Raw genomic sequence first — 18,104 nt, 5'->3', positions numbered from 1 at the left:
CACCGGGGGCTGAAGGGGCTGTCAGACGCGCGTCAGGGGGCCGTAGCCGGCAGCGATGCGGAAGCTGTCGCCATCCCACTGGCTCTCTGGCTTGCTGCCGATGTTGGCGCGCACCTCACTGCCGAAGCGTGCGAAGTGCCACACGTCGCCGTCACGGTCGCGGTACGAGGCAGTCAGGTCGTAGACCTTGCCGTCGTGCACGTGGACCATGTCGGCGCTGACCTTCTCGAAGTCCTCCGGGCGAAAGGTCCACTGCGCCATGTGCGCACCCGGGGCCGCGTCGACCTTGATGCGCCCGGCGTACCCAGCGAGGCGCTTCACCTCGAAAAGATCGCCACGCCTGACGTTAGCGCTGAACGCCTTGTCCTCCAGGATGCGGACGACGTCGCCAACCTTGACGGGCTCGTCGGCGGCCTCCGCCTCCACGATGTGCAGCACCGACGCGCGGTTACTGGTGACGTACCCCGCGGTGCTCTTCGTCGCGTACCACTCGTTCGGGCTGAAGAAGGGACCGGCCTCGATGGTGTACTCGTTGCCGGAGTGCGAGCCCGTGACCTTGTCGCCAACCTTGAACTTCGCGGCCGGCGAGAGTGCCTCACCGAGTACGAGCGCGTGACGCTCGCTTCCGGCCTCCTTCATCAGGTAGCTCTCCGCGTCCGTGTGGTGCTCGAAGGGGCCGAAGGCTACTTCCCCCGCGCCGAACGTGCGGTGCTCCACCTTGTCGCCAACCTTGAACGTCGCTGCCATGCTGTCTCCTCCGTGAGTGGCTCGTGCGGAGGCCCCCGGATCGTCGGTGTCCGGGGGCCGTTGGGCGGGGTTGGTCAGGTGGTGACGCGAGTGAGGGGGCCCCAGTGGTCAGCGACGTGCGGCAGAGAGAGGCTGTCCCCCGTCGGGGTATCGCCGTCGGTGCGAGCACGGACAGCAGTGCCGACCCGCTTCAGCCGCCACACGTCGCCGTCACGGTCGCGGTACAGCGCCGACAGGTCGTACGTCACACCGTCATGGGTGTAGGTGTTCTCGTCCTCGACTCGCTCGACGGCCTTGCAATGCCAACGGCCGCTCAGGTCGCCGTGGCGTCCTCGTCCGTCGCCGAACTCGACGAGGTAGGGAAGAAAGTCGGAACCGTGCAGCTCCTTCACGGTGCCGATCCGACCGTTGAACCGGTTTCGTCCGCCCCCGTCGTCGTCCGTCACCCGCACCCGGTCACCGACCTTGATCGGCTCCAGGTCGGTGACCTTCGTGAGCGTCGACTCCCGCGGGGTGGCGTGCTTGCCGTCGCACTCCATCACCCAGAACGGCACGCCAGAGAAGCGGCTGACGAACGGGCCAGCGGCGAGGGTGCCGACCTCCCCGCGGAAGGAGACGGTCGACGTCACCTTGTCGCCCACGGAGAAGGCGGGCACCCTCCGCATCGCACAGGACAGCGCCGTGAACGTGCGGACGTCGTTCGGGTCGGCCGGCGCGTCGACGAGCCTCACGACGTAGACGTCCCTGTCGTCGAACGGGCCGTACTCGACGGTTGCTCGCGATCCCCGGGTGGTCAGCGTGATCTCTTCGCCGATCTCGAACTTCGTCACTTGCTCTCCCCCGTGTTCGTGTCGCCGATGACGACCATGCGGTCTGCGGCGACGGTCTGCACCGCGAGCGTCTTACGTGCGATGAATCCGGAGTCACGTCCCGTCGGCTTCACCTTGACCTTCGGGACGACGACCCCGGCGGCCTTGTTGCTCTCCAGCTCCAGGACGACGCCCTCCGACAGGCGGACGACGTTGCCTTGACGCGACGCGTAGGACACCAGGGATCCCGGTCGGATCTCTGCTCCGGTGTAGTCAGTCAGTCGGGCCTTGCCCATTGCTCTCCTCCGCTACTGTGTGCGTAGAATCGTGAGTGACGCCCGCCCCTCCCGACCGCAATTCGGGAGGAGCGGGCGCAGTGTGTTGCTGAGCTAGCGCGTGTAGCTCACGCAGCCTTCGCCAGGTCGGCCGTCTCCGCGGCCTCGACCGGACCGAAGACCTTGATGACGGGCTTGTTGTACGAGACCGTCTGGCCGGCGCGCGGACCCTTCTTCGGGACGTAGCTGACGTTCTCGATCGTGATCGAGGCGCGTACCTGCTTGCCCGGCTCCGTCTCCGTCCCCTCGTTGCCGAACTTGTCGAGCGCTTCGAACAGCGGGGCGAGGGCCTCGACCAACTTCCACGAGCCGGAGTTGAAGCGGAACTTCCCGAGGTCCGGAGCGTCGAGGAGTCGGAACTCCACGTCGACGGACGGCTTCGGGCCCCGACCCTGCGTCGCCTTCAACTTGCGCTCAGCGATCAGCGACGGGCAGCGGCACGGTTCGCCCCTGTCCTCGTCCGGGGAGAGGAAGGAGAAGCCGTCGCAGTGGTGGACGAGGCCGGATCCGGGGATGAACTGCTTGAAGCTCGCGCTCACGCCGTCCGGCTCGATGATGATCTGAACCGTCTTCGAGTTGGTGAGAACCTGGAGGTTGTCCTCGTTGTCGGTCTCCCACGGCTCCGACTCGCCCCCGAGCAGCTCCGCAACCTTCGCGGCAACCGTGGGGTCGCCGGTCGTGACGCGCCACTCGTTCAGGCTCTCCGGCGTCTCGGTTTTGCCGACCTTGACGAGGCGACCGGACCGGAAGCGTCCCACGATGTCGTTCTCGAAGGTGGACTGTTCGCGCGGAGCGGCGTCCGGGTCGGCGTCCCAGATGGCCTTGAGGTGATTCGCCATACGTGAATGCCTTTCGTTGACTGTGTGCGTGTCCGTGTGCGGCCGTTCTGCTCGGCCTTACACATGGGTTATGTCGTAATGCCGGGTGGATGTGACGCGGGACTTCAGCGGACCTTCGGGGCCGGAGTGCCGGCGGGCGCCATGTAGACGTCGGCGCCGTCCGACGTGGAGCCGACCAGACGCCAGACCTGCCCGCCTTCGCCGTCGTCGAGGGGTTCGAGACGAGGGGCGTCAAACGTTTTGCGGACGTCGTCCAGCTCCGCGCGAAGCCGGGCGGTCTCCCGTCGCCTCCATTCGAGCTGCGCCTCCGCTGTTTCGTGCCCGGATCGCCAACGAGCGACCTCCCGCTCCTTCAGCTCCAGCGCCTCCATGCCGAAGTTGGCTTCGTCCGCGGCACGTCGACGGGCGGAGAGCCAGGCGGAGCGGTAGCGGTCAGCACGGTCCGCTTCCTCATCACGGAGATCGCGGAACATCAGATACAGGTTCCCCGCGGATTCGCGCGCACGGTCGCAGTCAGCGAGCGAGAGCCTCAGACGCTCGATTTCCGACCACGCCTCCGCCACGTCAGCGTGCATCCCCGTGCAGATGCCGTCGACCTCCTCCCCTAGCTCGTCCTCCAGGTCGACGATGCGCTCCGCCATCTCACGCGCACCCCATCCCTGATAGATCGTCTCGATGCGCTCGTCTCGGTTGTACTCGTCGGCGTCCTGGCTCATCTCTTCCTCTCCATCTTCAGCGTGAGCCGTGCGCGCTTTCGGCGTCGCTCGGGCTCGGGCATGGTGCGAATGACGTCGCCAGCCCACGTCTGGAAGGTGCGTACGTCGCGCGGAATGATCCGCTGAAGCCTGAGCCGCTGAATGTGGCGGATGAGCATGACCACTTTCGCCCGCTCTTGCTCCAGCTCCCACGTCTGGCGGAGCCGCAACTCGTCGACCCACCGCATTCCCTCGCAGGACTTGCAGTCAGCCGCGCGACCGTGCCACGGGGTCTCGCGGAAATCCTTCCGGTCCTTCCGACGCCGGCACTGGTCGCACAGGAGCGTGTTCTTCCCGCCCGGGTGGGTGCGCTCGAACTGCGCGCGAATGGCGTCAGCGAGTGTGTAGGTCATGCGGCCTCCAGGCATGGATCTGGGCCCCACTCCTCCAGGGCATAGCCGAGGTGCCAGCCCAGCCGGATACCGATGTACTGCGAGTACGCCGGCGGAATGGCTTCGCGGAGGCCGTCGCGCGTTGCCCACGGCATCCGCATGACCTCACGACCCTTGTCAGCGTCGGTGAAGTTGCCGACGATGTGCATGAACTCCCCGGGCACCGGACGGCGCCCCATCTTCGTCGTCTTCGCGACGTGCTCCGGATGTGTGGGCGGAACGAAGGTGAAGCCGCCTCCCGTCTCGAAGAGCCGGTGACGGTAGGTCTCCAGCCCGAACATGGCGCCACAGAGCGTCACGGGGTCGCGGAGTTCAGGCGCGGCATCCATGACGTTCTCGATGACGAACGGCCTCCCTGTCGCCTCCATCGCGGCCCTCGTAGGTGCGATCAGGTCAGGGTGATCGTTCTTCTGGATCCTCTGCGTCTTGCTGTAGAGCTGACACGGCGGAGAGCCGCTGATGGAGTCGAAGAGGTAGCCGTACCTCCGGATGAACTCCACGGCGTCACCCTGGACGAAAGCGAAGGGGTAGTGCGTCTGGTCGTCTATGTCGACGCCCAGAACCGTGAAACCGGCGTCGGCGTAGCCCTTCGACGCCCCTCCCTGGCAGCAGTAGGTGTCTAGGTGAAGCGGCTTGCCGAGAGCGCGAAGAGACGTGATCAGGGCAAGAATCTCGACGTGGTCAGCGAGAGTGAGCGGCTTGCGCTTCAACGTCCGCCTCCGGCCATGGTCGAGAGCGTCGACGCGAGCCACATCCCCGCGCACTGCTCTGCCACGGTTGGCGACCACCCACGCTCTTCGAGGTCGCGCTTCATGCCGTCCGCGGCGTCGTAGACAGGTTCGAGAACGCCGGCCATGTCGAGCATTGCCGTTGTGATCTGTGCCTTCAGCTCCGCCGGAGTGGGCGGGGTCACAGGTCCGAACACGCTCATTCGCCCTCCCCCAGCCACTTCGCGACCTGGAGCACGTCGTAGACCGACGGGCTCTCGCTCTCGCCCCACTTCAGCCCCGAGACGAGGTCGTGAGCAGACTGGAAGACACTCGCGCGGGACATGACTTCGGAGACGGTGGGAAGCGGCATGATCCATTCCTCCGCGTCGCCCACGACCTCCGCCACGGGACGCAGCGGACCCCACATCTCGTCAGCGGCCTCGCGCGAGCAGGGCTCGCTGTCAGCCACGGAGTTCCCCTCGATCGCAACGACGCGGACGGAGTCGTCTCCGGCGTCCTCCCACGTGTCGCCACTGCTGTCGATGTACCTCACTGGCTCTCCTCCGAGGCGATCATGTCGGCGATCAGGTCGACGTCGGTCACCCGCCGTCCTGCCATGCGGATTACGCCCCGGTCCAACGACCTGACGCTGTCCGCCAACTCGTGCGCGTGCTCCTTCAGCGCCTCGCTCACCAGCCGCTCCGCCTCCCGCCAGTGGGCGTCGAGCCGGCCGTTCCGGGTGCGGGCGAGGAGGTTCGTCAGGGTGGTCGTGAGGGTCTCGCGAGCGCTCACGTCAGCTCCTCGGGGTCGATCATCAGCGACGCGTCGAGGAGCCCGTCACCGTAGCCGCCGACTTCGCATTCGGGGTCGCTGCGGATGTACTCCGCCAACGCGTGCACGAACTTCAGCGTCAGGGCCGACGACTCCGCATACGTCGGGGCGTTGACCGCGCTCCAGAACGCGCCCCGAAGCTCCTCCGGCCAGTCCTCTGGCGGGTGCGACAGCTGCTCGTCGTTCAGCGGCTCAGGGGTCATTCGTAGACCACCGCTTCCGCCTCCGCGATCAGCGCCTTGACGTCGTCCTCGTTCATCTCCACCGTCGCGATGGAACGGCCAGCGGCGTCCCGGAGGTGGAGGTCGTACTCGATACCGCGGGGCGTGATGGTGACCGACGAGCCGTCAGCCGTGGGGATGGTGCGTCCGCCGTTGATCACGGTGGCTCTCCTCTCGTGTGGTTACACGCCGAAAGCCCCCGGCGCCGAAGCAACCGGGGGCTAGGTAGTGCGTGTGTGACTTGTGTTAGTCCATCGGGTTATGCGGGAGCTGGAGAGGCACCCACTCCCGCGGGTCGCCGTAGTCGTCGCAGTGGTTCAGCTCCAGCGTGCGGACGCCGTTGCCGTTCCCGTTGTCCAGGTGAAATCCCTCGTCCGCAGCCGCCTCGATGGCGTCTGCGATCGCGCGGGCGTGCTCTTCCAGGGTCATGCGCGTCCCTCCGTCAGGCAGCCTTGCTGAGGCCGAAACCGATGATGAGTCCGACGACGAGGCAGAGCAGTTCCATCACTTCCCCTCCCCGCTGTCCTTGCCCGACGCCACGAGCAGCACGAGCACGATCAGGATGAGAACCCCTGCGCCCTCCATGGGTCAGCGTCTCCGGGTCGTCGACGGCGCGCGGTAGGCCGGAGCCTTGTACGCCGGCGCCTTCGTCCTCGGCTTCGTGTGCGTCCCGCTGTGGTGGTCGATGTCGATCTCCACGGGCGTCGGGGACGCCGGAGCGTTCGGGTCGTGGCACGCGGCGACCGTGAGGCCGACGAGCAGGGCCAGGAAGATGGCGATGCCCAGAGTCTTCATGCTGCTGTCTCCCACTTGCCGGAGTCGTTGTTGTCGAGAGTGACCTTGAAGACGTTGCGGGTCTGCGTGTGGAAGACGCAGACACCTTCGGGGGTCATGAAGCCGGGAGCGGCGACGGACCCCGTGAGACGGAGCCGGTCCAGCGCGTTGACGATGCTGACCTCTCGGAACGGGCCGTCGTACAGCACAGGCACGGCGCCGATCTCCGCACCGATGCCAGAGTCCAGCGCGCGCATCTCCGGCGACGTGTTGGACTCGTCGACCTCCCGCCACCGTGCGGTGTTGAAGAGGCTGAAGACCTTCCCGTCGAGGGCGTAGCCGCGCTGGATCCCGCGGCCCCACCACTCTCCGAAGTGGACGCCCTCCCCAAGGATGTGGATTAGGTCCGCGGCGTTGTCGTGCACCCACGCAGCGAAGCCGTAGTTGTCGGTCGTCTTGCCGGGCGTGATGATGCGGCGTCGGGACTGCGCGGTGACGCGCCAGACGTGACCGTCGACGTAGAACTCACCGGACTTCAGGGGGTACGCGTCGAACGTCGTGCTCGGGTACTCGACGGCCGTGCCCTTGCTGATGTGGATCGCGCTGTTCGTCCCGTCGAGCTTCTCCGTCACGACGATGTCCCGGAACAGGCGCTTCGTCTTCGGCCATTCGATGAACTCGTGCACGCTCTCTCCTCCCGTGGGCATGCGAAGCGGGGCGCCCTATGTGGACGCCCCGTGTGTGAGTGGCTGGTGTTACTTGCGGAACTTCTTCGCTGTCACGGCCAGCAGATCCGTCCCCAGGATGAACAGCAGCGATGTCCCGTAGCCGACGGCCGCCACCGGAGCCGCCACACTGTGAACGGCGCCCAGCACGAGCATGAGGACCCACGCTTGCAGCGGGAGGAGCGCCACGTTCGCGGCGAACTTGAGCGCGTTGTTGACGAGCGCCTCCCGCTTCGCCTCGTCCCGTCGCTGTGCCGGCGTCTTGCGTGTGTCGGTCACTCGCTCTCCCCCATCAGGAACCGCGCGAAGCGGTCGACTGCCTGGACCTTGTCGGACAGCTTCACGCCGTCCTGATAGCCGCGCCCGTTCGTGCTCATGGCCTCGACGTGCTCTCGCGCAGCCTTCAGGGCGTCGACGCGGGACATGCCGCCGGTCTCCGCCACTGCCGCACTCGGGGCCGTCTCCTTCAGCGCCTTGACCTCCTCGACGAGTGCGCTCAGAAGGTGGTACACGTCGCTCGGGATGTCGGCCGCGTCGTCGTAGTCGATGTGCCGCGACACGTCGCTGAGATTTTCTTCCAGCGTGCTCACTCGCTCTCCCCCTTCAACTGCGTGATCTCGCGCGCCTGGCGGACGATGGTGGCCTCCAGCTCCTCGACATCATCCGACGAGGTGAGGCCCGCTACCTGATACTTCAGGTGGCTAACCATCCCCCTCAGTTCGTCCCGCTCGCGCTCCGCAACACGAAGCGCACGGCGGACAGGAGCCGTGTTGTCCTGGCGCTGAGCCAGGGACTTCCACAGCTCAGCCTGTTCCCTCGCCTCGTCGCGCTCGTCCCGTATCTGGTCCGCAACCGCGACCACTCGTGCCATGTGGTCCGGGTCCCAGCGGTGTCCGGGACCCTCGTCGATGTCGACGCCCAGAACGCGGGCGACTTTGGCGACGACCTGACGGGCGTGGCCTCCCTGCTCGTTCTCCCTGTAGACGGCAACTTCGGCCGCCAGTTGCAGCCGGTCGACGCTGGCACGGATCGCGGGATCGCGGTGCTTCGTGCGCTCGCTGCTGAACGCCGTCAACATCGTGCCCAGCGACGAAATGCGCAGCCTGATCGGCTCCGCATCCCGCTTCAGATTCTCCGCTTCCTGCTCCCAGTGGTCGCGGTCGTCGGAGAGACGCTGTGCCTCCTTCAGAGCGTCGTCGAGGGACTTGCGCAGACAGCGCACGTTCCGCGGCGAGCAGTCAACGCCCTCGACGAGTTCCGGCCCCGGGATGTCGTAGACCTCCGTCGTACCTGGGGTGCTCCGCAGGCGCACATGGATCGTCTGCCCTTCCCGCCTGTACTCCCCGGACGGGTGCGATATCCAAGCCGTCCTCACGCCGCCCTCCGCTGAGTGCCCGTGACGAACTCCCCGCCGGCGGCAACGGGCTTGCCGACGACCCGCTTCTTCCCCTCCGACTCCCAATCGAATACGGAGCGAAGGCTGAGGAACGTCTCGAACACCGTTTCGTCGCACTTCACGGGGACGAGCGACCAGCCCTCAGGGCGAACGTGGAGAACCGCCCCGCCGGACATCGCAGGGACGTCGACGCTCTCCCCCGACTCCGCCAGAATGATGCGGTCCGCGTAGCGGTAGGCACTGAGCTGGAGGGCCACGGAGTCGTAGACCGCCTTCGACGTCTTGTAGTCCAGGATGACGGTCTCTCCGTCGATCTTGACTATCGCGTCGAACGAACCTGCGAAGGCGTGTGTGTCAGACCAGACGGTCTCCTCGCACAGCACGAACTCCGGCTGCACCTCTTCGAGGAACTCCCGGAACCACCTGACGTGGGGCTTGACGTCCATGTGCACGTGCCGGTCGTTGACCGTCTCCCCTCGCGCCAGGCGCTCGAAGAGGTCGTGCGCTGCTGTCCCCAAGTCACTCGCGGCTGTCGACTTCCGTCGGTGCGCCGACTTCAGGTAGTCGACGGCGCCCTTCGGGTCACGCTTGCACAGCTCGCTGACGATGTCCCAGTTGCTGACGGCCGCCTCCGCGGCCTCCTTCGCCGCCCAGAACGTCAGGAAGTCCTTCGGGAGCTGACCCACCACGGACGTCACGCCCGGGACTTTGATCGCGCCGTCATCGGGGTCGATGTAGAAGCGGCTTCCGCCGCGCTTGATGGTCGATACGCCGGCCATGTGGCTCCCTGTGTCGTCGTTCTCTGCTGACACATGGGTTATGTCGTAATGCCGGGGTGATGTGACGCGCGACGTCAGAGATCTTCCTCCGCGTCCCCGTCGGCCAGACTGCATGCCAAAACGCCAAACTAACCCCTACTTTTCCTTTCTCTCTAACGCGCGTAGTAGAGAAGAGAAAATAGGGGTTAGTTTGGCCAGTTCGACCAGCCGGAGGACGAGGAGGCGCGCGACGTCGACGGGCAATCAGCGACCTGACCTGCTGGTTTTCAGGTGCTTGCGCAGTTCTCGGATGGTCTTCTCCATCGCTGCGAGGTGCTCGTCAAGTTTGGCACGCTGTCCGTCGGTCATGTCGACGTCGATGACCTCTGGGCGTAGCTGACCCACGATCCCGCCCGCTACCTCCGCTAGACGGAGCTGATCCGCGGTTGCCTTCACCCTCGTCCCCGGTGACCGCTTCTCGACGACCTCCGCCTTCACGTCGCCCTTCGCGCGGGTCTTCTTCGCGGCGACCTTCCGCACGGGGCCGGCCTCGATCGCGGCCGTGAGCTTCGTGGCGTTGATGATCGCCTGATTCGTCGCTCGGGTGTCCTGCTGACGCTCCAGGGCGGATTCAGGAAGGAGCCCGAGCCTCTTCAGTTCGCGGGCCGTGAGGGTGCGGCGCAAGAGGTTGTTGATGTGGTAGCGGACTGACGCCTTGATCCGGTCCTCGTCGACGCCGGCACGGCGGTACATGTCGGCGACCTTCTTACGGTACTCGCCGTCACGTCCTAGCCAGTCGTCGTGCTGACGTCGCAACTCGACGACCACGGCCGCGATGTTGCGCAGCATGATCGTTGGGTGCTGCTCGATGCGCGCCCACTCTTTGGCGTAGGCGGCTCCGCGGGCAATGAGCGCCTCCTCCGGGTCGTCCCGGATGTCGTCAAGCTCCAGCTGACGCGGGTCATTCACGTCCACGCGCGCCGCCTTGCCGGCCGTACGACGCTCGATCTCGCTGGAACTCATCTCGGTCCTGACCTCTCGGGGATGCCGCTGTCCTATTGAAGGTAGCGCAAAACGTTTAGTGAAGGCAGACCTTACAACAAGTCAGCGGCAAGTGATCACTCCTCCGTGAACGGTGCCCCACAGACGCCGCACAGGATCGGTCCCTTTGCGGCGACAGTCTGAGAGATGCGGAAGGACCGGGCGGGATCGCAGGAGCACCGCAGCGTCAGCCGGTCAACACGGCCGGCGCTCGATGACGTCGGTAGTTCCAGATGCGGGAGGACGAGGGGGATCGTCTCCCCTAAAGCGTCCAGGTCCTCCCTGTGCCGCTCTCTTGCTTCGCTGCTGAGGGCGACGCCCTCATACCCGCGTCCCGCGGTTCGCTGAGCGTCGTTGTGCCACAGGAGTCCCACCTCCTCCGCGGCAGCCAGGAACGCCTGATTGTGGTAGGCGCCACGCATGGTGGTGTCCTTGATGTCGCGAACCCAGTTCAGCACGTGAGCAGCTTCGTGCAGGACCATGGTCAGGACGGCGTCGGCCCCGTCGCTCAGGACGTCGGCCGTTGCGACGAATCCCGAGACGCTCCCGTCGTCGTCGCTCGTCCATCGCTCCGGTCCGTGGTCTCGTCGCCTTGTCGTGGGGGACACGGTTGGTCGAATCCGTGGTAGCTCCGGTACGTCGGCCCTCAGTCGCTCCCATAGAGCGTCGAGGACGGTCAATAGCGGGCCGGGTGAGGTCGGCATGGCCGGAGTATAGGGGTTATGTCGGCCGCCCCAGCTACTAACAAGTCAGCCACTGTGTGCCGTTTCGTTCTGGCCGGTTACCCATGGAAACGCAAAAAGCCCCGCCTCCCACAAGGGGGAAACGGGGCTCTGAGGCTGCGTTGCAGGGTTGTTGAGGTTAGGTAAGCCTGGCTTGAAAACCGGGCAGGCGGTTGGGATGTGTCCAGGCTCACACGGTAGGCGAGACCTTCCGTCGCGCGTCCTCACCGACGAGCACCGGAAGCAACACAGCTCCCACACCCGCGATGGCCGAAGCGACGTCCTGGTTGGCCAGGGCGGGGACGAGGAACGCGCCGGCGAGAACGAGCGACGTCAGGGCCGCGCGCAGTCGGACGGGCTCCATCGCGGCGAACGTCTGAAGCTTGGCGACGAGGACTGCGCGGAGGATGGACAGATACGTGAGCAGACTCATGAGTGCCTTTCGTTAGTGGCGGAGTGCCTGACGGGCGGACTCCAGGGCGTGGATGTCCTCCCAGATGGCTTCGAGGGTGGTGTGCAGGGAGCTGATCGCGCCGTCGTTGACGATGTGGTAATCCGCGTCCGACCCCGTGAGGGAGTTCTCCGACTCGTGGTTGAGCTGCGGAACTCCAGGTCGCTCGATGTAGATCAGCCTGAACCCCGCGCGCTTCAGCGAGTCGACCTCGTTGGGGTAGCGGACGTCAGTGACGACGACCGGGACGCCGGCGTCGTTGGCCGCAATAGCCTTCGCGAGAACGGGGCGGATCCAGATGTCAGGGTCCACGGCGCGCATGGCGGAGCCGAGTTCCTGGAGGATGCGGCGGGTGTCTCCGATCTCCTTAGCGCGCTCCCACCCGTACCCGCCGACGACCTCTGACAGTCGCATCGCGCTGAAGCTGTACCCAACGTTTCCGTCGTCGATGACCGGGTCCGACTTCAGCGCCGCAGCCTTCAGCGCGTCCGCGAACGCCACGCGCCGGTAGCCCCGCTCGTCGACGAGCCACTTGCCCGCGGTGTCCTTGCCGACCCTCGCGCGGCCGATGATCCCGATGTTCATGCCTGCTCCCCTCCGACTGACGACACCGGGGTTGTGTCGTAATCGGAGGGGGATGTGACGCGGGGGTGGCTACTTCTCTTCCGCGCCGTCAGGAGACGCCTACCCACACTGATTGTCCCGCTCCGTTGCTGGACGGAGTGATGTTGCTCAGCGTGGTCTGTGCGGTGCCTGCCGTCGCGTAACGGTAGGTGGCTGCCGTCTGGTTGACGTTGGCGAAGCCAGTGAAAGGCATTGCCGTCTTGTAGACGACTGGCGCCGTTGTTCCATTGAAGAGCAGCGCTACCCAGTACGTCCCCGCTGCCACGCTCTGAGGGGTGCTGAGCGTCCCGGATTTGGGCGTGTTGCTGCCTGTGACGACAGTGTCCAGGCTCGCCGTAGAAAGCACGGTCCCGGACGAGTTGACCAGCCCAGCCCAGTTCTGCCCTGACGTCGGGGTGCCCGCTGCCGTGCCGAGCAGGAACCAGCACTTACTGATCGTGGTGGGCTGTCTCAGGTAGACGGCGGACAGGTAGACGGTACCGAGCGTCGGGGTCAGCGTGCTCACGGCAACGGTTGGGTCGTAGGACCACGCAGCTAGGCCGTGGTCGCCCGGGACTGGTACCGCGGGGCTTGACGTGCTCGTCGCTCCGCCAATGGTCACCGTGCCGTCTACAGTCAGGTTGCCGGTCGTCCGGATGTTGCGACCAGTGGTCAACACGCCACCGACGTACTTGAAGTCGATGTCCTGAAGGGTCATCCCTCGTCCTCCCTAGCTGTAGCGCCGGAGGACGGAGCCCACCGGGAGAACGGGAATGCCTCGCGCTGCGATGGCGTCCATGATTGAGTTGAAGTCAGCCTGACTGCACTGGTTGGTGGTGGTGGCAGTGCCCGTGACGATCTCGTGGAACGTCAAGATGGTCCAGTTGCTCTCCGCCTGGCACCGGTCAAGCGACCCGCCCGTGCCGGTCAGGTTCGCTGGCAAGCCGCGAGCCGCACCTCCGGCCAGGGATCCGATGCCCGTGATGGAGCGCATGCGGAACGGGGCCGGCGGAGGGAAGCTCTCCAGGGTGTCGGCCGACGAGATGCCTCGTCCTGAGGAGAAGTAGCGACACGTCAGGGCCTCGATCGAAACGTTGTCCGTCGTCCGGGAAAACCATCCGCCCGGGTAAGCGAAACTGTCCGACGTGAAGCCGTTCGCGATCATCCACAGCCGCGTTCGGCGGATGTCGTCCTCCACCACCGACGCGCTCAAAGTGTTGTACTTCGCGTTGTGGGTCGCGACGGAGTAGGCGTGTCCAGCGACCTCCCACCCGGACATGTTCTGTACCGACTGAAGCTGCGGCAGCGACAGGTACGTTGACGGCGTCGCGCCGATCACGTCACAGATGGTGTAGAGCGTTCCTCGGTACCCCAACGTGTCCATCTTCGGCCGCGCGTAGGTGTGCTGACTGGCGTAGGAGTCATCGAACGTGATGCTCACCACCCCGCCCGGGAAAGTCTCTGAGCTGTCGCTGATGATCTCTACAGCCTGGAGGTTGACCGTCACAGGGGCCGCCGTGTTGTCGTCCACCACCTGAATCAGGAGATCCGTAAACCCGCTGGTCGTCGACGGTACGCCGTTGGCGTTGATGCTGTAGGTGCCTGCCGCGGACCGGACGTCGGCCCATGACAAAGTCATGACGGTCCACTCGCCGCTCAGGACTTGGTTCTCAGCCGTCGTCGCGTGGGTGTGCAGGCGCCATTGGAAGTAATTCGCCAGGGACGCCGACCCCACCTGCACGTTGATCTGATTCAGGTGCGTCACGTCGCTCACGCGGAAGACGAGCCGGAGGGCCTTGCCTGTCATGTCGGGGAGCGCACTCGCCAACTTCCGCACGTTCGCTACGGCCCCGGTGCCCGTCGTGATGACCTGTGCCGACTGCGTCCCGCGGCAATAGGTCGTCGTGTCGTTCATGTTGGACGATGCGACGCCGGATCCGGTCGCCGTCCACCCGTGGCTGGTCTGGAAGATCTGGGACCACGATGCAGTGCGCCACGCAGGGCGAGACGCTGCCTGAGGGATGGCGGGAAGTGCGAATCCTGCGGCCGACAGACGTCCCGTGACGTCGAGGTCCCCAGTGACCGTTCCGCCCGTCGAGGGAACGGCGCCGACGTCTGCGGCGTTCAGGGAGACGTTCCCCGTCTTCCCGTTGACGGCAGTGATCAGACTCGTGCCGCTCAGCGTGACGCCCGAGCCTGGCCAGGTGCCCGAAGCCTTCGGCCCGTAGAGCTTCACGGCGCCGGGAGTGGTGTCGATGTAGAAGTCACCGTTGACGCCCGCACCGTTGGACGGGGCGCCCGTGCCCGTCAGGATCGCCGCTCCGTCCTTGCCCGCGGGGCCAGCAACGAGGACGTAGTCGCCCATAGCCGGATCGGTGGGCGCGATGTCTGCCAGGTTGGCAGTGGGCGACGTCGACGGAAGGCTGATGTGATACGTCCGCCCCGGAGCGTGGCGGAGCCGCTCTGTGACGGTGTACGTCCAGTCGGTCGGCTGTGTCCCGGGGTCGTCAGTCGCGATCAGCGTGACCATGAACGAGCCGGACGCGTCCAATTCCACCGTGGCGGATCCGGCGCTGATGATGTCCGCGGTTGCGAACGCCAGGTGAGAGGGCGGCTCGAAGGTGAGCGTTCCAGTGAGCGGCGTTCCGTCAGGGCGGATGTACTGCCCGGAGAGCAGGACACTCGCGATACTGCTGGGCACCTCAGGCATTACGTATCCCCTCGCGGTGTCTGTCTGCCGATCAGCACGTGCTCCGCGTCGTGGCCTGCCTGCCACTCCCTGACGCGGGCGACGTCGTCACGGACGTCGTCGATTCGGGTGTTGAGTGCTCGCGCGATGGTGTCCAGGGCCTCTCGCGTGGCCGTCCCCTCCGCCGCTACGGCGCCTGTGGTGCGGCGCTGGAGCGTGAGCAGTGCGGGGATAGCGGCGACCACAGCCGCGCCAATGACTGACGCGGCTGCGATCAGTGCGACCTGGAGTTCGGGACTCACGCCTTCGCCGTGAAGCCACGGCGCGCAGCGAGCTTCTTCAGGGACTCCAGACCGACGGAGCCCCTCGCAGCGTCCCCGGTGTAGCCAACCTTCCGGCGGAACGCGTTGTACGCCTCGTCGGTCTTCGTCCCCCAAGAGCCGTCGGCGTATCGCTTCTCCAGGAGACCCTCAGCGACGAGCGCCTCCTCCACGATGTCGACCTCAGTCTTGTAGGTCGTGTGGCCGGTCGGGGCTGGGATGTCCTTCGCGCGAGCGGCGTTCAGGTGCGCGACGGAGACGGACGGCTTCACGGGCGTCGAAGGCTTCGCCGGCGTGGACGGGGCGGGCGTCGACGTCTTCGGGGCTGCGGCGAAGAGCGCGCTCGTCGAGATGGCGCCCGGGTCCCAGTGGTCGTTACCTGGCACGTTGCAGTGCCCGTAGTGACCGCCCTTGTTCGCCCACGTGGTGCGGTTGCGCTTCGTTACAGCCGACGACGCTGCCGGAGCCCCCATGGGGAAGGTGTCCGGCACGCCCCACGAGCGGATGGCGCGCATGAGGGCCTTGAAGTTCTTGCCCGGCTTCCACGTCTTCGTGAAGGGAGAGCCGGCACGCCCGAGGACCTCGATCTGAATGCAGACGCGTCCCGTTCGGTTCGTCCTCGTCAGCCCGTCGTTCTTCAGCGCGCGGGCACTCTGGTTGAGCGGGCCGTACTGCGCGAGCCGGTCAGTGCTCGGGTCGTACAGGATGTGCGGCTCCGCGCCGATGTCAATCAGGTACTTCCCGACGGCGTTGAAGGACGCGTTGCCCGTGCCGCTTTCCGTGGTGTGCCAGACGACGCGGCCCGGGGACGACGGCGTGTCCATCGCTCCCCCGACACTGCCGTCTCCCAGTCTCTCCGCTTCCTTGATCCAGATCTCACCCATGCGTGATCCCTCCAGGGCATGAAAAATCGCCCCGCTGCTGCGAGGCGTGAATGTCTTGTGGTGCGCGGGATTAGTCGCCGGCGGGGCTGAACATCACGCCGTCGAGGCCGAACCACGCCGGGCTACCCGTCGTCCCCTGGCCACCGCTGGACTCGATCATGATCCCGAGGTTTCCGTCTGACGCGATTTCGAGGCGCCCGGTCCAGCGGGTCACACCGCTAATCGTTTGGCGGTTCGTCGGGACGATGAAGAACCGGAGCGTGGCGGGGGCGACGGATGACGGAATGGACGCGAACTGGATCGCGTCGGGGCCGTCGTCGAGGTTGCCGCCGGAAGTGCGCTTGACGCGCCCGCGGAGTTCGATTCCTCCACCGGCCTTCTTTCGCCAACCCGGCGATCCGGCCAGTGCGTTGTAGCCCGTTTTGAACGTCAACGGCTGCCACGGTCCGTCACTCAGCAGCAGCCACGTACCGTCAGCCTGACGTCCTTCCCACCGGTCTTCGGCAATCAGGTACGTCAGCATTCCGGGAACGGGCTTCGTTGTCCCGGTCAACGCCGCAGCGCGTGCGTTGGCGTCAGCGAAACGCATGACGAGCTTGGGAACGACACCGTTTACGATGGTCTGAGTCGCGACCTCCATATCCGGTGCGTCTCCCATTACCGGATACTGAACTCCCTGGCTGTACGCGTCACTTCTGGGCATGGTTAAGGCGCCTCCTGCGCATCATGAATTCCGACTTACGCAAGCGCTCCGTCGACAATCCAATTGCCGTCCGCGTTGCGGGATACTTTGACGACGTCATTGACCGCTGGAGCCGAATACGCCTTCAGCCGGCGGACGCTGTCGACGGGGCCGCGAGCCGTCGATATATTGACCGTTCCGTCTCCGTTGACGGCCGTTACTGAGGCCAGGCCCCATGACGCTCCGCGCTGCTCGACGGTCTGGATCGCAAGCCGCTGAACTGCGTCTATGAGCCGCTTGGAGAGCCTCACTCCGTCTCCTCCTTCCCTCCGCGGAGGGCAATTGCGAAGGCGCCATCAGCCGTGAGCGGGATGGTCAGTGACTGCACGAGATAGCGCTCCTTCCGGCCCACGTGGACAAGGCGGACGATGTCGTTGCCCTCCAACGCGGGGTTCGGGAGAGACTCAAGAGAGGTCTGCACGTTCGGTGCTATGGCGTCGAACAATGCGTACTCGGCTGCCGAAGTGCAGTCACCAGAGCTAATCCATAGCGCCGACGAAATGAACTTCGTAACCTTGCCGAATGGTCCGCCCCATCTCGTCGGGCTAGAAGGATCCAAGTCCTTCGCAGTCCCGCTAACCGGAGCCGAACCTGATGACGCGTTCTCGCCTGACGCCACAACGCAGTTGTAAACGCCCGTTCTTGGCATGGAGCGCGTGGAGGAGATGAGCGTTCCTCCCTCTCCCTCTGCGATGTCCCACGCAACGGCGCCGTTTATGACGTCAGGGAGATCGACGATTACAAACCGGTTCTGGGCGTCAACGTAGATCTCGGCACTCATGGCGCGGGCTATCTGCTGAACGGCGTCCCAACGGTCTGCGCCGGCGTCCCATGTCGCAACGGCGCATGACGGATTGCGGGCTCCGGCCGTGAGATTGACGATCGTCGCCGACGGTAGCGTCTGACGGATCAGCGCCTCCATGGCGTCGACGCATCCTCCGTATCCCCGGGTGGTCGTCGGAGATGTGAACTTGTCGTCGATGACGGAGCATTCCGAGGAGGCGCCCGTGACGTTCACCGGGCCGAAGTGGAGGTCTCCGCTTGGCTCATTGAGACGGAACGTCCCGAGCGGGACCCACTCCTCCGCACCATTGGAGTAGCGGATCCCGCGCGATACGACCAACTGTTGACCGTAGGGAGCCAAAGGGTCCGTCTCCAGCCACGGCATGAACTTCGGGTCGGAGACCGTCAGGGAGATCGTCCGACGCGTCTTGCTCCCCCGGTCGACGGTGACTGAGCCACTGTCGAACGGGAGGTTGGCGACCTTGAGGGTCCCGTTGTAGTAGACGTCGACCTTCGCGAGCATCGTGTGTGACGTCGCGAGGGTCTTCAGGAACGTCGAGCTGACGGGGTACACGCC

Annotated in this window: 29 protein-coding genes; all 29 read right to left on the bottom strand. The window is 65.7% G+C overall.

The window, feature by feature from the left end; genetic code table 11:
- Nucleotides 1-21: 21 nt before the first annotated feature.
- The 29 genes from OHA64_RS35700 to OHA64_RS35560 all read right to left on the bottom strand — a co-directional run bounded on the left by OHA64_RS35700 (nucleotide 22) and on the right by OHA64_RS35560 (nucleotide 18,101).
- Nucleotides 22-747, bottom strand: coding sequence for a phiSA1p31-related protein (locus OHA64_RS35700; RefSeq protein ID WP_405620294.1), 726 nt, complete (start codon nucleotides 745-747; stop codon nucleotides 22-24).
- 74 nt (nucleotides 748-821) lie between these two features.
- Nucleotides 822-1,577, bottom strand: a complete 756-nt coding sequence (locus OHA64_RS35695; RefSeq protein WP_405620292.1) for a phiSA1p31-related protein — start codon at nucleotides 1,575-1,577, stop codon at nucleotides 822-824.
- Nucleotides 1,574-1,852, bottom strand: a complete 279-nt coding sequence (locus OHA64_RS35690; protein WP_405620290.1) for a hypothetical protein — start codon at nucleotides 1,850-1,852, stop codon at nucleotides 1,574-1,576. The genes OHA64_RS35695 and OHA64_RS35690 overlap by 4 nt, the downstream gene beginning before the upstream one ends.
- A gap of 107 nt (nucleotides 1,853-1,959) precedes the next feature.
- Nucleotides 1,960-2,730, bottom strand: coding sequence for a hypothetical protein (locus tag OHA64_RS35685; RefSeq protein WP_405620288.1), 771 nt, complete (start codon nucleotides 2,728-2,730; stop codon nucleotides 1,960-1,962).
- A gap of 104 nt (nucleotides 2,731-2,834) precedes the next feature.
- Nucleotides 2,835-3,446, bottom strand: coding sequence for a hypothetical protein (locus OHA64_RS35680; RefSeq protein WP_405620286.1), 612 nt, complete (start codon nucleotides 3,444-3,446; stop codon nucleotides 2,835-2,837).
- Nucleotides 3,443-3,838 carry a hypothetical protein gene (locus OHA64_RS35675; RefSeq protein ID WP_405620284.1) on the bottom strand — a complete coding sequence of 132 codons (396 nt, stop codon included), beginning with the start codon at nucleotides 3,836-3,838 and terminating at the stop codon, nucleotides 3,443-3,445. The genes OHA64_RS35680 and OHA64_RS35675 overlap by 4 nt, the downstream gene beginning before the upstream one ends.
- Nucleotides 3,835-4,539: an SAM-dependent methyltransferase gene (locus OHA64_RS35670; RefSeq protein WP_405624251.1), complete on the bottom strand. Its 705-nt coding sequence runs from the start codon at nucleotides 4,537-4,539 to the stop codon at nucleotides 3,835-3,837. The genes OHA64_RS35675 and OHA64_RS35670 overlap by 4 nt, the downstream gene beginning before the upstream one ends.
- Before the next feature lie 44 nt (nucleotides 4,540-4,583).
- Nucleotides 4,584-4,808 carry a hypothetical protein gene (locus tag OHA64_RS35665; protein WP_405620282.1) on the bottom strand — a complete coding sequence of 75 codons (225 nt, stop codon included), beginning with the start codon at nucleotides 4,806-4,808 and terminating at the stop codon, nucleotides 4,584-4,586.
- Entirely contained in the window at nucleotides 4,805-5,140 is a 336-nt protein-coding gene (locus tag OHA64_RS35660; RefSeq protein WP_405620280.1) for a hypothetical protein, read from the bottom strand. The genes OHA64_RS35665 and OHA64_RS35660 overlap by 4 nt, the downstream gene beginning before the upstream one ends.
- The gene (locus tag OHA64_RS35655) at nucleotides 5,137-5,379 is read right to left on the bottom strand and encodes a hypothetical protein (protein WP_405620278.1); all 243 of its coding nucleotides are present in this window, start codon (nucleotides 5,377-5,379) and stop codon (nucleotides 5,137-5,139) included. Before OHA64_RS35655 ends, OHA64_RS35660 begins: the two co-directional genes overlap by 4 nt.
- Nucleotides 5,376-5,621, bottom strand: coding sequence for a hypothetical protein (locus tag OHA64_RS35650; protein ID WP_405620276.1), 246 nt, complete (start codon nucleotides 5,619-5,621; stop codon nucleotides 5,376-5,378). The genes OHA64_RS35655 and OHA64_RS35650 overlap by 4 nt, the downstream gene beginning before the upstream one ends.
- On the bottom strand, nucleotides 5,618-5,800 hold the full coding sequence (locus OHA64_RS35645) for a hypothetical protein (RefSeq protein ID WP_405620275.1): 183 nt from the start codon (nucleotides 5,798-5,800) through the stop codon (nucleotides 5,618-5,620). Before OHA64_RS35645 ends, OHA64_RS35650 begins: the two co-directional genes overlap by 4 nt.
- 85 nt (nucleotides 5,801-5,885) lie before the next feature.
- Nucleotides 5,886-6,068 (bottom strand): hypothetical protein, encoded by a 183-nt coding sequence (locus OHA64_RS35640; RefSeq protein ID WP_405620273.1) that lies wholly within the window; start codon nucleotides 6,066-6,068, stop codon nucleotides 5,886-5,888.
- 159 nt (nucleotides 6,069-6,227) lie between these two features.
- Nucleotides 6,228-6,434, bottom strand: a complete 207-nt coding sequence (locus tag OHA64_RS35635) for a hypothetical protein (protein ID WP_405620271.1) — start codon at nucleotides 6,432-6,434, stop codon at nucleotides 6,228-6,230.
- Nucleotides 6,431-7,099: an RNA ligase family protein gene (locus tag OHA64_RS35630; RefSeq protein ID WP_405620269.1), complete on the bottom strand. Its 669-nt coding sequence runs from the start codon at nucleotides 7,097-7,099 to the stop codon at nucleotides 6,431-6,433. Before OHA64_RS35630 ends, OHA64_RS35635 begins: the two co-directional genes overlap by 4 nt.
- Nucleotides 7,100-7,168: 69 nt before the next feature.
- Entirely contained in the window at nucleotides 7,169-7,417 is a 249-nt protein-coding gene (locus OHA64_RS35625) for a hypothetical protein (protein ID WP_405620267.1), read from the bottom strand.
- The gene (locus OHA64_RS35620; RefSeq protein ID WP_405620265.1) at nucleotides 7,414-7,728 is read right to left on the bottom strand and encodes a hypothetical protein; all 315 of its coding nucleotides are present in this window, start codon (nucleotides 7,726-7,728) and stop codon (nucleotides 7,414-7,416) included. The genes OHA64_RS35625 and OHA64_RS35620 overlap by 4 nt, the downstream gene beginning before the upstream one ends.
- Entirely contained in the window at nucleotides 7,725-8,513 is a 789-nt protein-coding gene (locus OHA64_RS35615) for a hypothetical protein (protein WP_405620263.1), read from the bottom strand. The genes OHA64_RS35620 and OHA64_RS35615 overlap by 4 nt, the downstream gene beginning before the upstream one ends.
- The gene (locus OHA64_RS35610; protein WP_405620261.1) at nucleotides 8,510-9,313 is read right to left on the bottom strand and encodes a PD-(D/E)XK nuclease family protein; all 804 of its coding nucleotides are present in this window, start codon (nucleotides 9,311-9,313) and stop codon (nucleotides 8,510-8,512) included. The genes OHA64_RS35615 and OHA64_RS35610 overlap by 4 nt, the downstream gene beginning before the upstream one ends.
- A gap of 243 nt (nucleotides 9,314-9,556) precedes the next feature.
- The gene (locus OHA64_RS35605) at nucleotides 9,557-10,315 is read right to left on the bottom strand and encodes a hypothetical protein (protein WP_405620259.1); all 759 of its coding nucleotides are present in this window, start codon (nucleotides 10,313-10,315) and stop codon (nucleotides 9,557-9,559) included.
- A 95-nt stretch (nucleotides 10,316-10,410) separates the two neighbouring features.
- Entirely contained in the window at nucleotides 10,411-11,037 is a 627-nt protein-coding gene (locus OHA64_RS35600; RefSeq protein WP_405620257.1) for a hypothetical protein, read from the bottom strand.
- A 208-nt stretch (nucleotides 11,038-11,245) separates the two neighbouring features.
- A complete protein-coding gene (locus OHA64_RS35595) occupies nucleotides 11,246-11,488 on the bottom strand; it encodes a hypothetical protein (RefSeq protein WP_405620255.1) in 243 nt (80 codons plus the stop codon).
- 12 nt (nucleotides 11,489-11,500) lie between these two features.
- Entirely contained in the window at nucleotides 11,501-12,091 is a 591-nt protein-coding gene (locus OHA64_RS35590; RefSeq protein WP_405620253.1) for a hypothetical protein, read from the bottom strand.
- Nucleotides 12,092-12,179: 88 nt separating this feature from the next.
- On the bottom strand, nucleotides 12,180-12,827 hold the full coding sequence (locus OHA64_RS35585; protein WP_405620251.1) for a hypothetical protein: 648 nt from the start codon (nucleotides 12,825-12,827) through the stop codon (nucleotides 12,180-12,182).
- A gap of 12 nt (nucleotides 12,828-12,839) precedes the next feature.
- Nucleotides 12,840-14,819, bottom strand: coding sequence for a polysaccharide deacetylase family protein (locus tag OHA64_RS35580; protein ID WP_405620249.1), 1,980 nt, complete (start codon nucleotides 14,817-14,819; stop codon nucleotides 12,840-12,842).
- Nucleotides 14,819-15,100 (bottom strand): hypothetical protein, encoded by a 282-nt coding sequence (locus tag OHA64_RS35575; protein ID WP_405620247.1) that lies wholly within the window; start codon nucleotides 15,098-15,100, stop codon nucleotides 14,819-14,821. Before OHA64_RS35575 ends, OHA64_RS35580 begins: the two co-directional genes overlap by 1 nt.
- On the bottom strand, nucleotides 15,097-16,002 hold the full coding sequence (locus tag OHA64_RS35570; RefSeq protein WP_405620245.1) for a peptidoglycan-binding protein LysM: 906 nt from the start codon (nucleotides 16,000-16,002) through the stop codon (nucleotides 15,097-15,099). Before OHA64_RS35570 ends, OHA64_RS35575 begins: the two co-directional genes overlap by 4 nt.
- Before the next feature lie 70 nt (nucleotides 16,003-16,072).
- On the bottom strand, nucleotides 16,073-16,660 hold the full coding sequence (locus OHA64_RS35565) for a hypothetical protein (protein ID WP_405620243.1): 588 nt from the start codon (nucleotides 16,658-16,660) through the stop codon (nucleotides 16,073-16,075).
- 331 nt (nucleotides 16,661-16,991) lie between these two features.
- Nucleotides 16,992-18,101, bottom strand: coding sequence for a DUF5047 domain-containing protein (locus OHA64_RS35560; protein ID WP_405620241.1), 1,110 nt, complete (start codon nucleotides 18,099-18,101; stop codon nucleotides 16,992-16,994).
- Nucleotides 18,102-18,104: the final 3 nt, after the last annotated feature.

The sequence above is a fragment of the Streptomyces sp. NBC_00076 genome, assembly GCF_045041235.1.
Classification (GTDB): domain Bacteria; phylum Actinomycetota; class Actinomycetes; order Streptomycetales; family Streptomycetaceae; genus Streptomyces.
The sequence above is the reverse complement of the archived record's forward strand: the minus strand, read 5'-3'. Positions and strand labels throughout refer to the sequence as shown.

What these genes read in the sequence shown, in the direction of transcription:
- OHA64_RS35700 (WP_405620294.1), bottom strand. Translation starts at nt 747, where the DNA reads ATGGCAGCGACGTTCAAGGTTGGCGACAAGGTGGAGCACCGCACGTTC.
- OHA64_RS35690 (WP_405620290.1), bottom strand. Translation starts at nt 1,852, where the DNA reads ATGGGCAAGGCCCGACTGACTGACTACACCGGAGCAGAGATCCGACCG.
- OHA64_RS35685 (WP_405620288.1), bottom strand. Translation starts at nt 2,730, where the DNA reads ATGGCGAATCACCTCAAGGCCATCTGGGACGCCGACCCGGACGCCGCT.
- OHA64_RS35680 (WP_405620286.1), bottom strand. Translation starts at nt 3,446, where the DNA reads ATGAGCCAGGACGCCGACGAGTACAACCGAGACGAGCGCATCGAGACG.
- OHA64_RS35675 (WP_405620284.1), bottom strand. Translation starts at nt 3,838, where the DNA reads ATGACCTACACACTCGCTGACGCCATTCGCGCGCAGTTCGAGCGCACC.
- OHA64_RS35665 (WP_405620282.1), bottom strand. Translation starts at nt 4,808, where the DNA reads ATGAGCGTGTTCGGACCTGTGACCCCGCCCACTCCGGCGGAGCTGAAG.
- OHA64_RS35650 (WP_405620276.1), bottom strand. Translation starts at nt 5,621, where the DNA reads ATGACCCCTGAGCCGCTGAACGACGAGCAGCTGTCGCACCCGCCAGAG.
- OHA64_RS35640 (WP_405620273.1), bottom strand. Translation starts at nt 6,068, where the DNA reads ATGACCCTGGAAGAGCACGCCCGCGCGATCGCAGACGCCATCGAGGCG.
- OHA64_RS35635 (WP_405620271.1), bottom strand. Translation starts at nt 6,434, where the DNA reads ATGAAGACTCTGGGCATCGCCATCTTCCTGGCCCTGCTCGTCGGCCTC.
- OHA64_RS35610 (WP_405620261.1), bottom strand. Translation starts at nt 9,313, where the DNA reads ATGGCCGGCGTATCGACCATCAAGCGCGGCGGAAGCCGCTTCTACATC.
- OHA64_RS35605 (WP_405620259.1), bottom strand. Translation starts at nt 10,315, where the DNA reads ATGAGTTCCAGCGAGATCGAGCGTCGTACGGCCGGCAAGGCGGCGCGC.
- OHA64_RS35600 (WP_405620257.1), bottom strand. Translation starts at nt 11,037, where the DNA reads ATGCCGACCTCACCCGGCCCGCTATTGACCGTCCTCGACGCTCTATGG.
- OHA64_RS35595 (WP_405620255.1), bottom strand. Translation starts at nt 11,488, where the DNA reads ATGAGTCTGCTCACGTATCTGTCCATCCTCCGCGCAGTCCTCGTCGCC.
- OHA64_RS35590 (WP_405620253.1), bottom strand. Translation starts at nt 12,091, where the DNA reads ATGAACATCGGGATCATCGGCCGCGCGAGGGTCGGCAAGGACACCGCG.
- OHA64_RS35585 (WP_405620251.1), bottom strand. Translation starts at nt 12,827, where the DNA reads ATGACCCTTCAGGACATCGACTTCAAGTACGTCGGTGGCGTGTTGACC.
- OHA64_RS35580 (WP_405620249.1), bottom strand. Translation starts at nt 14,819, where the DNA reads ATGCCTGAGGTGCCCAGCAGTATCGCGAGTGTCCTGCTCTCCGGGCAG.
- OHA64_RS35570 (WP_405620245.1), bottom strand. Translation starts at nt 16,002, where the DNA reads ATGGGTGAGATCTGGATCAAGGAAGCGGAGAGACTGGGAGACGGCAGT.
- OHA64_RS35565 (WP_405620243.1), bottom strand. Translation starts at nt 16,660, where the DNA reads ATGGGAGACGCACCGGATATGGAGGTCGCGACTCAGACCATCGTAAAC.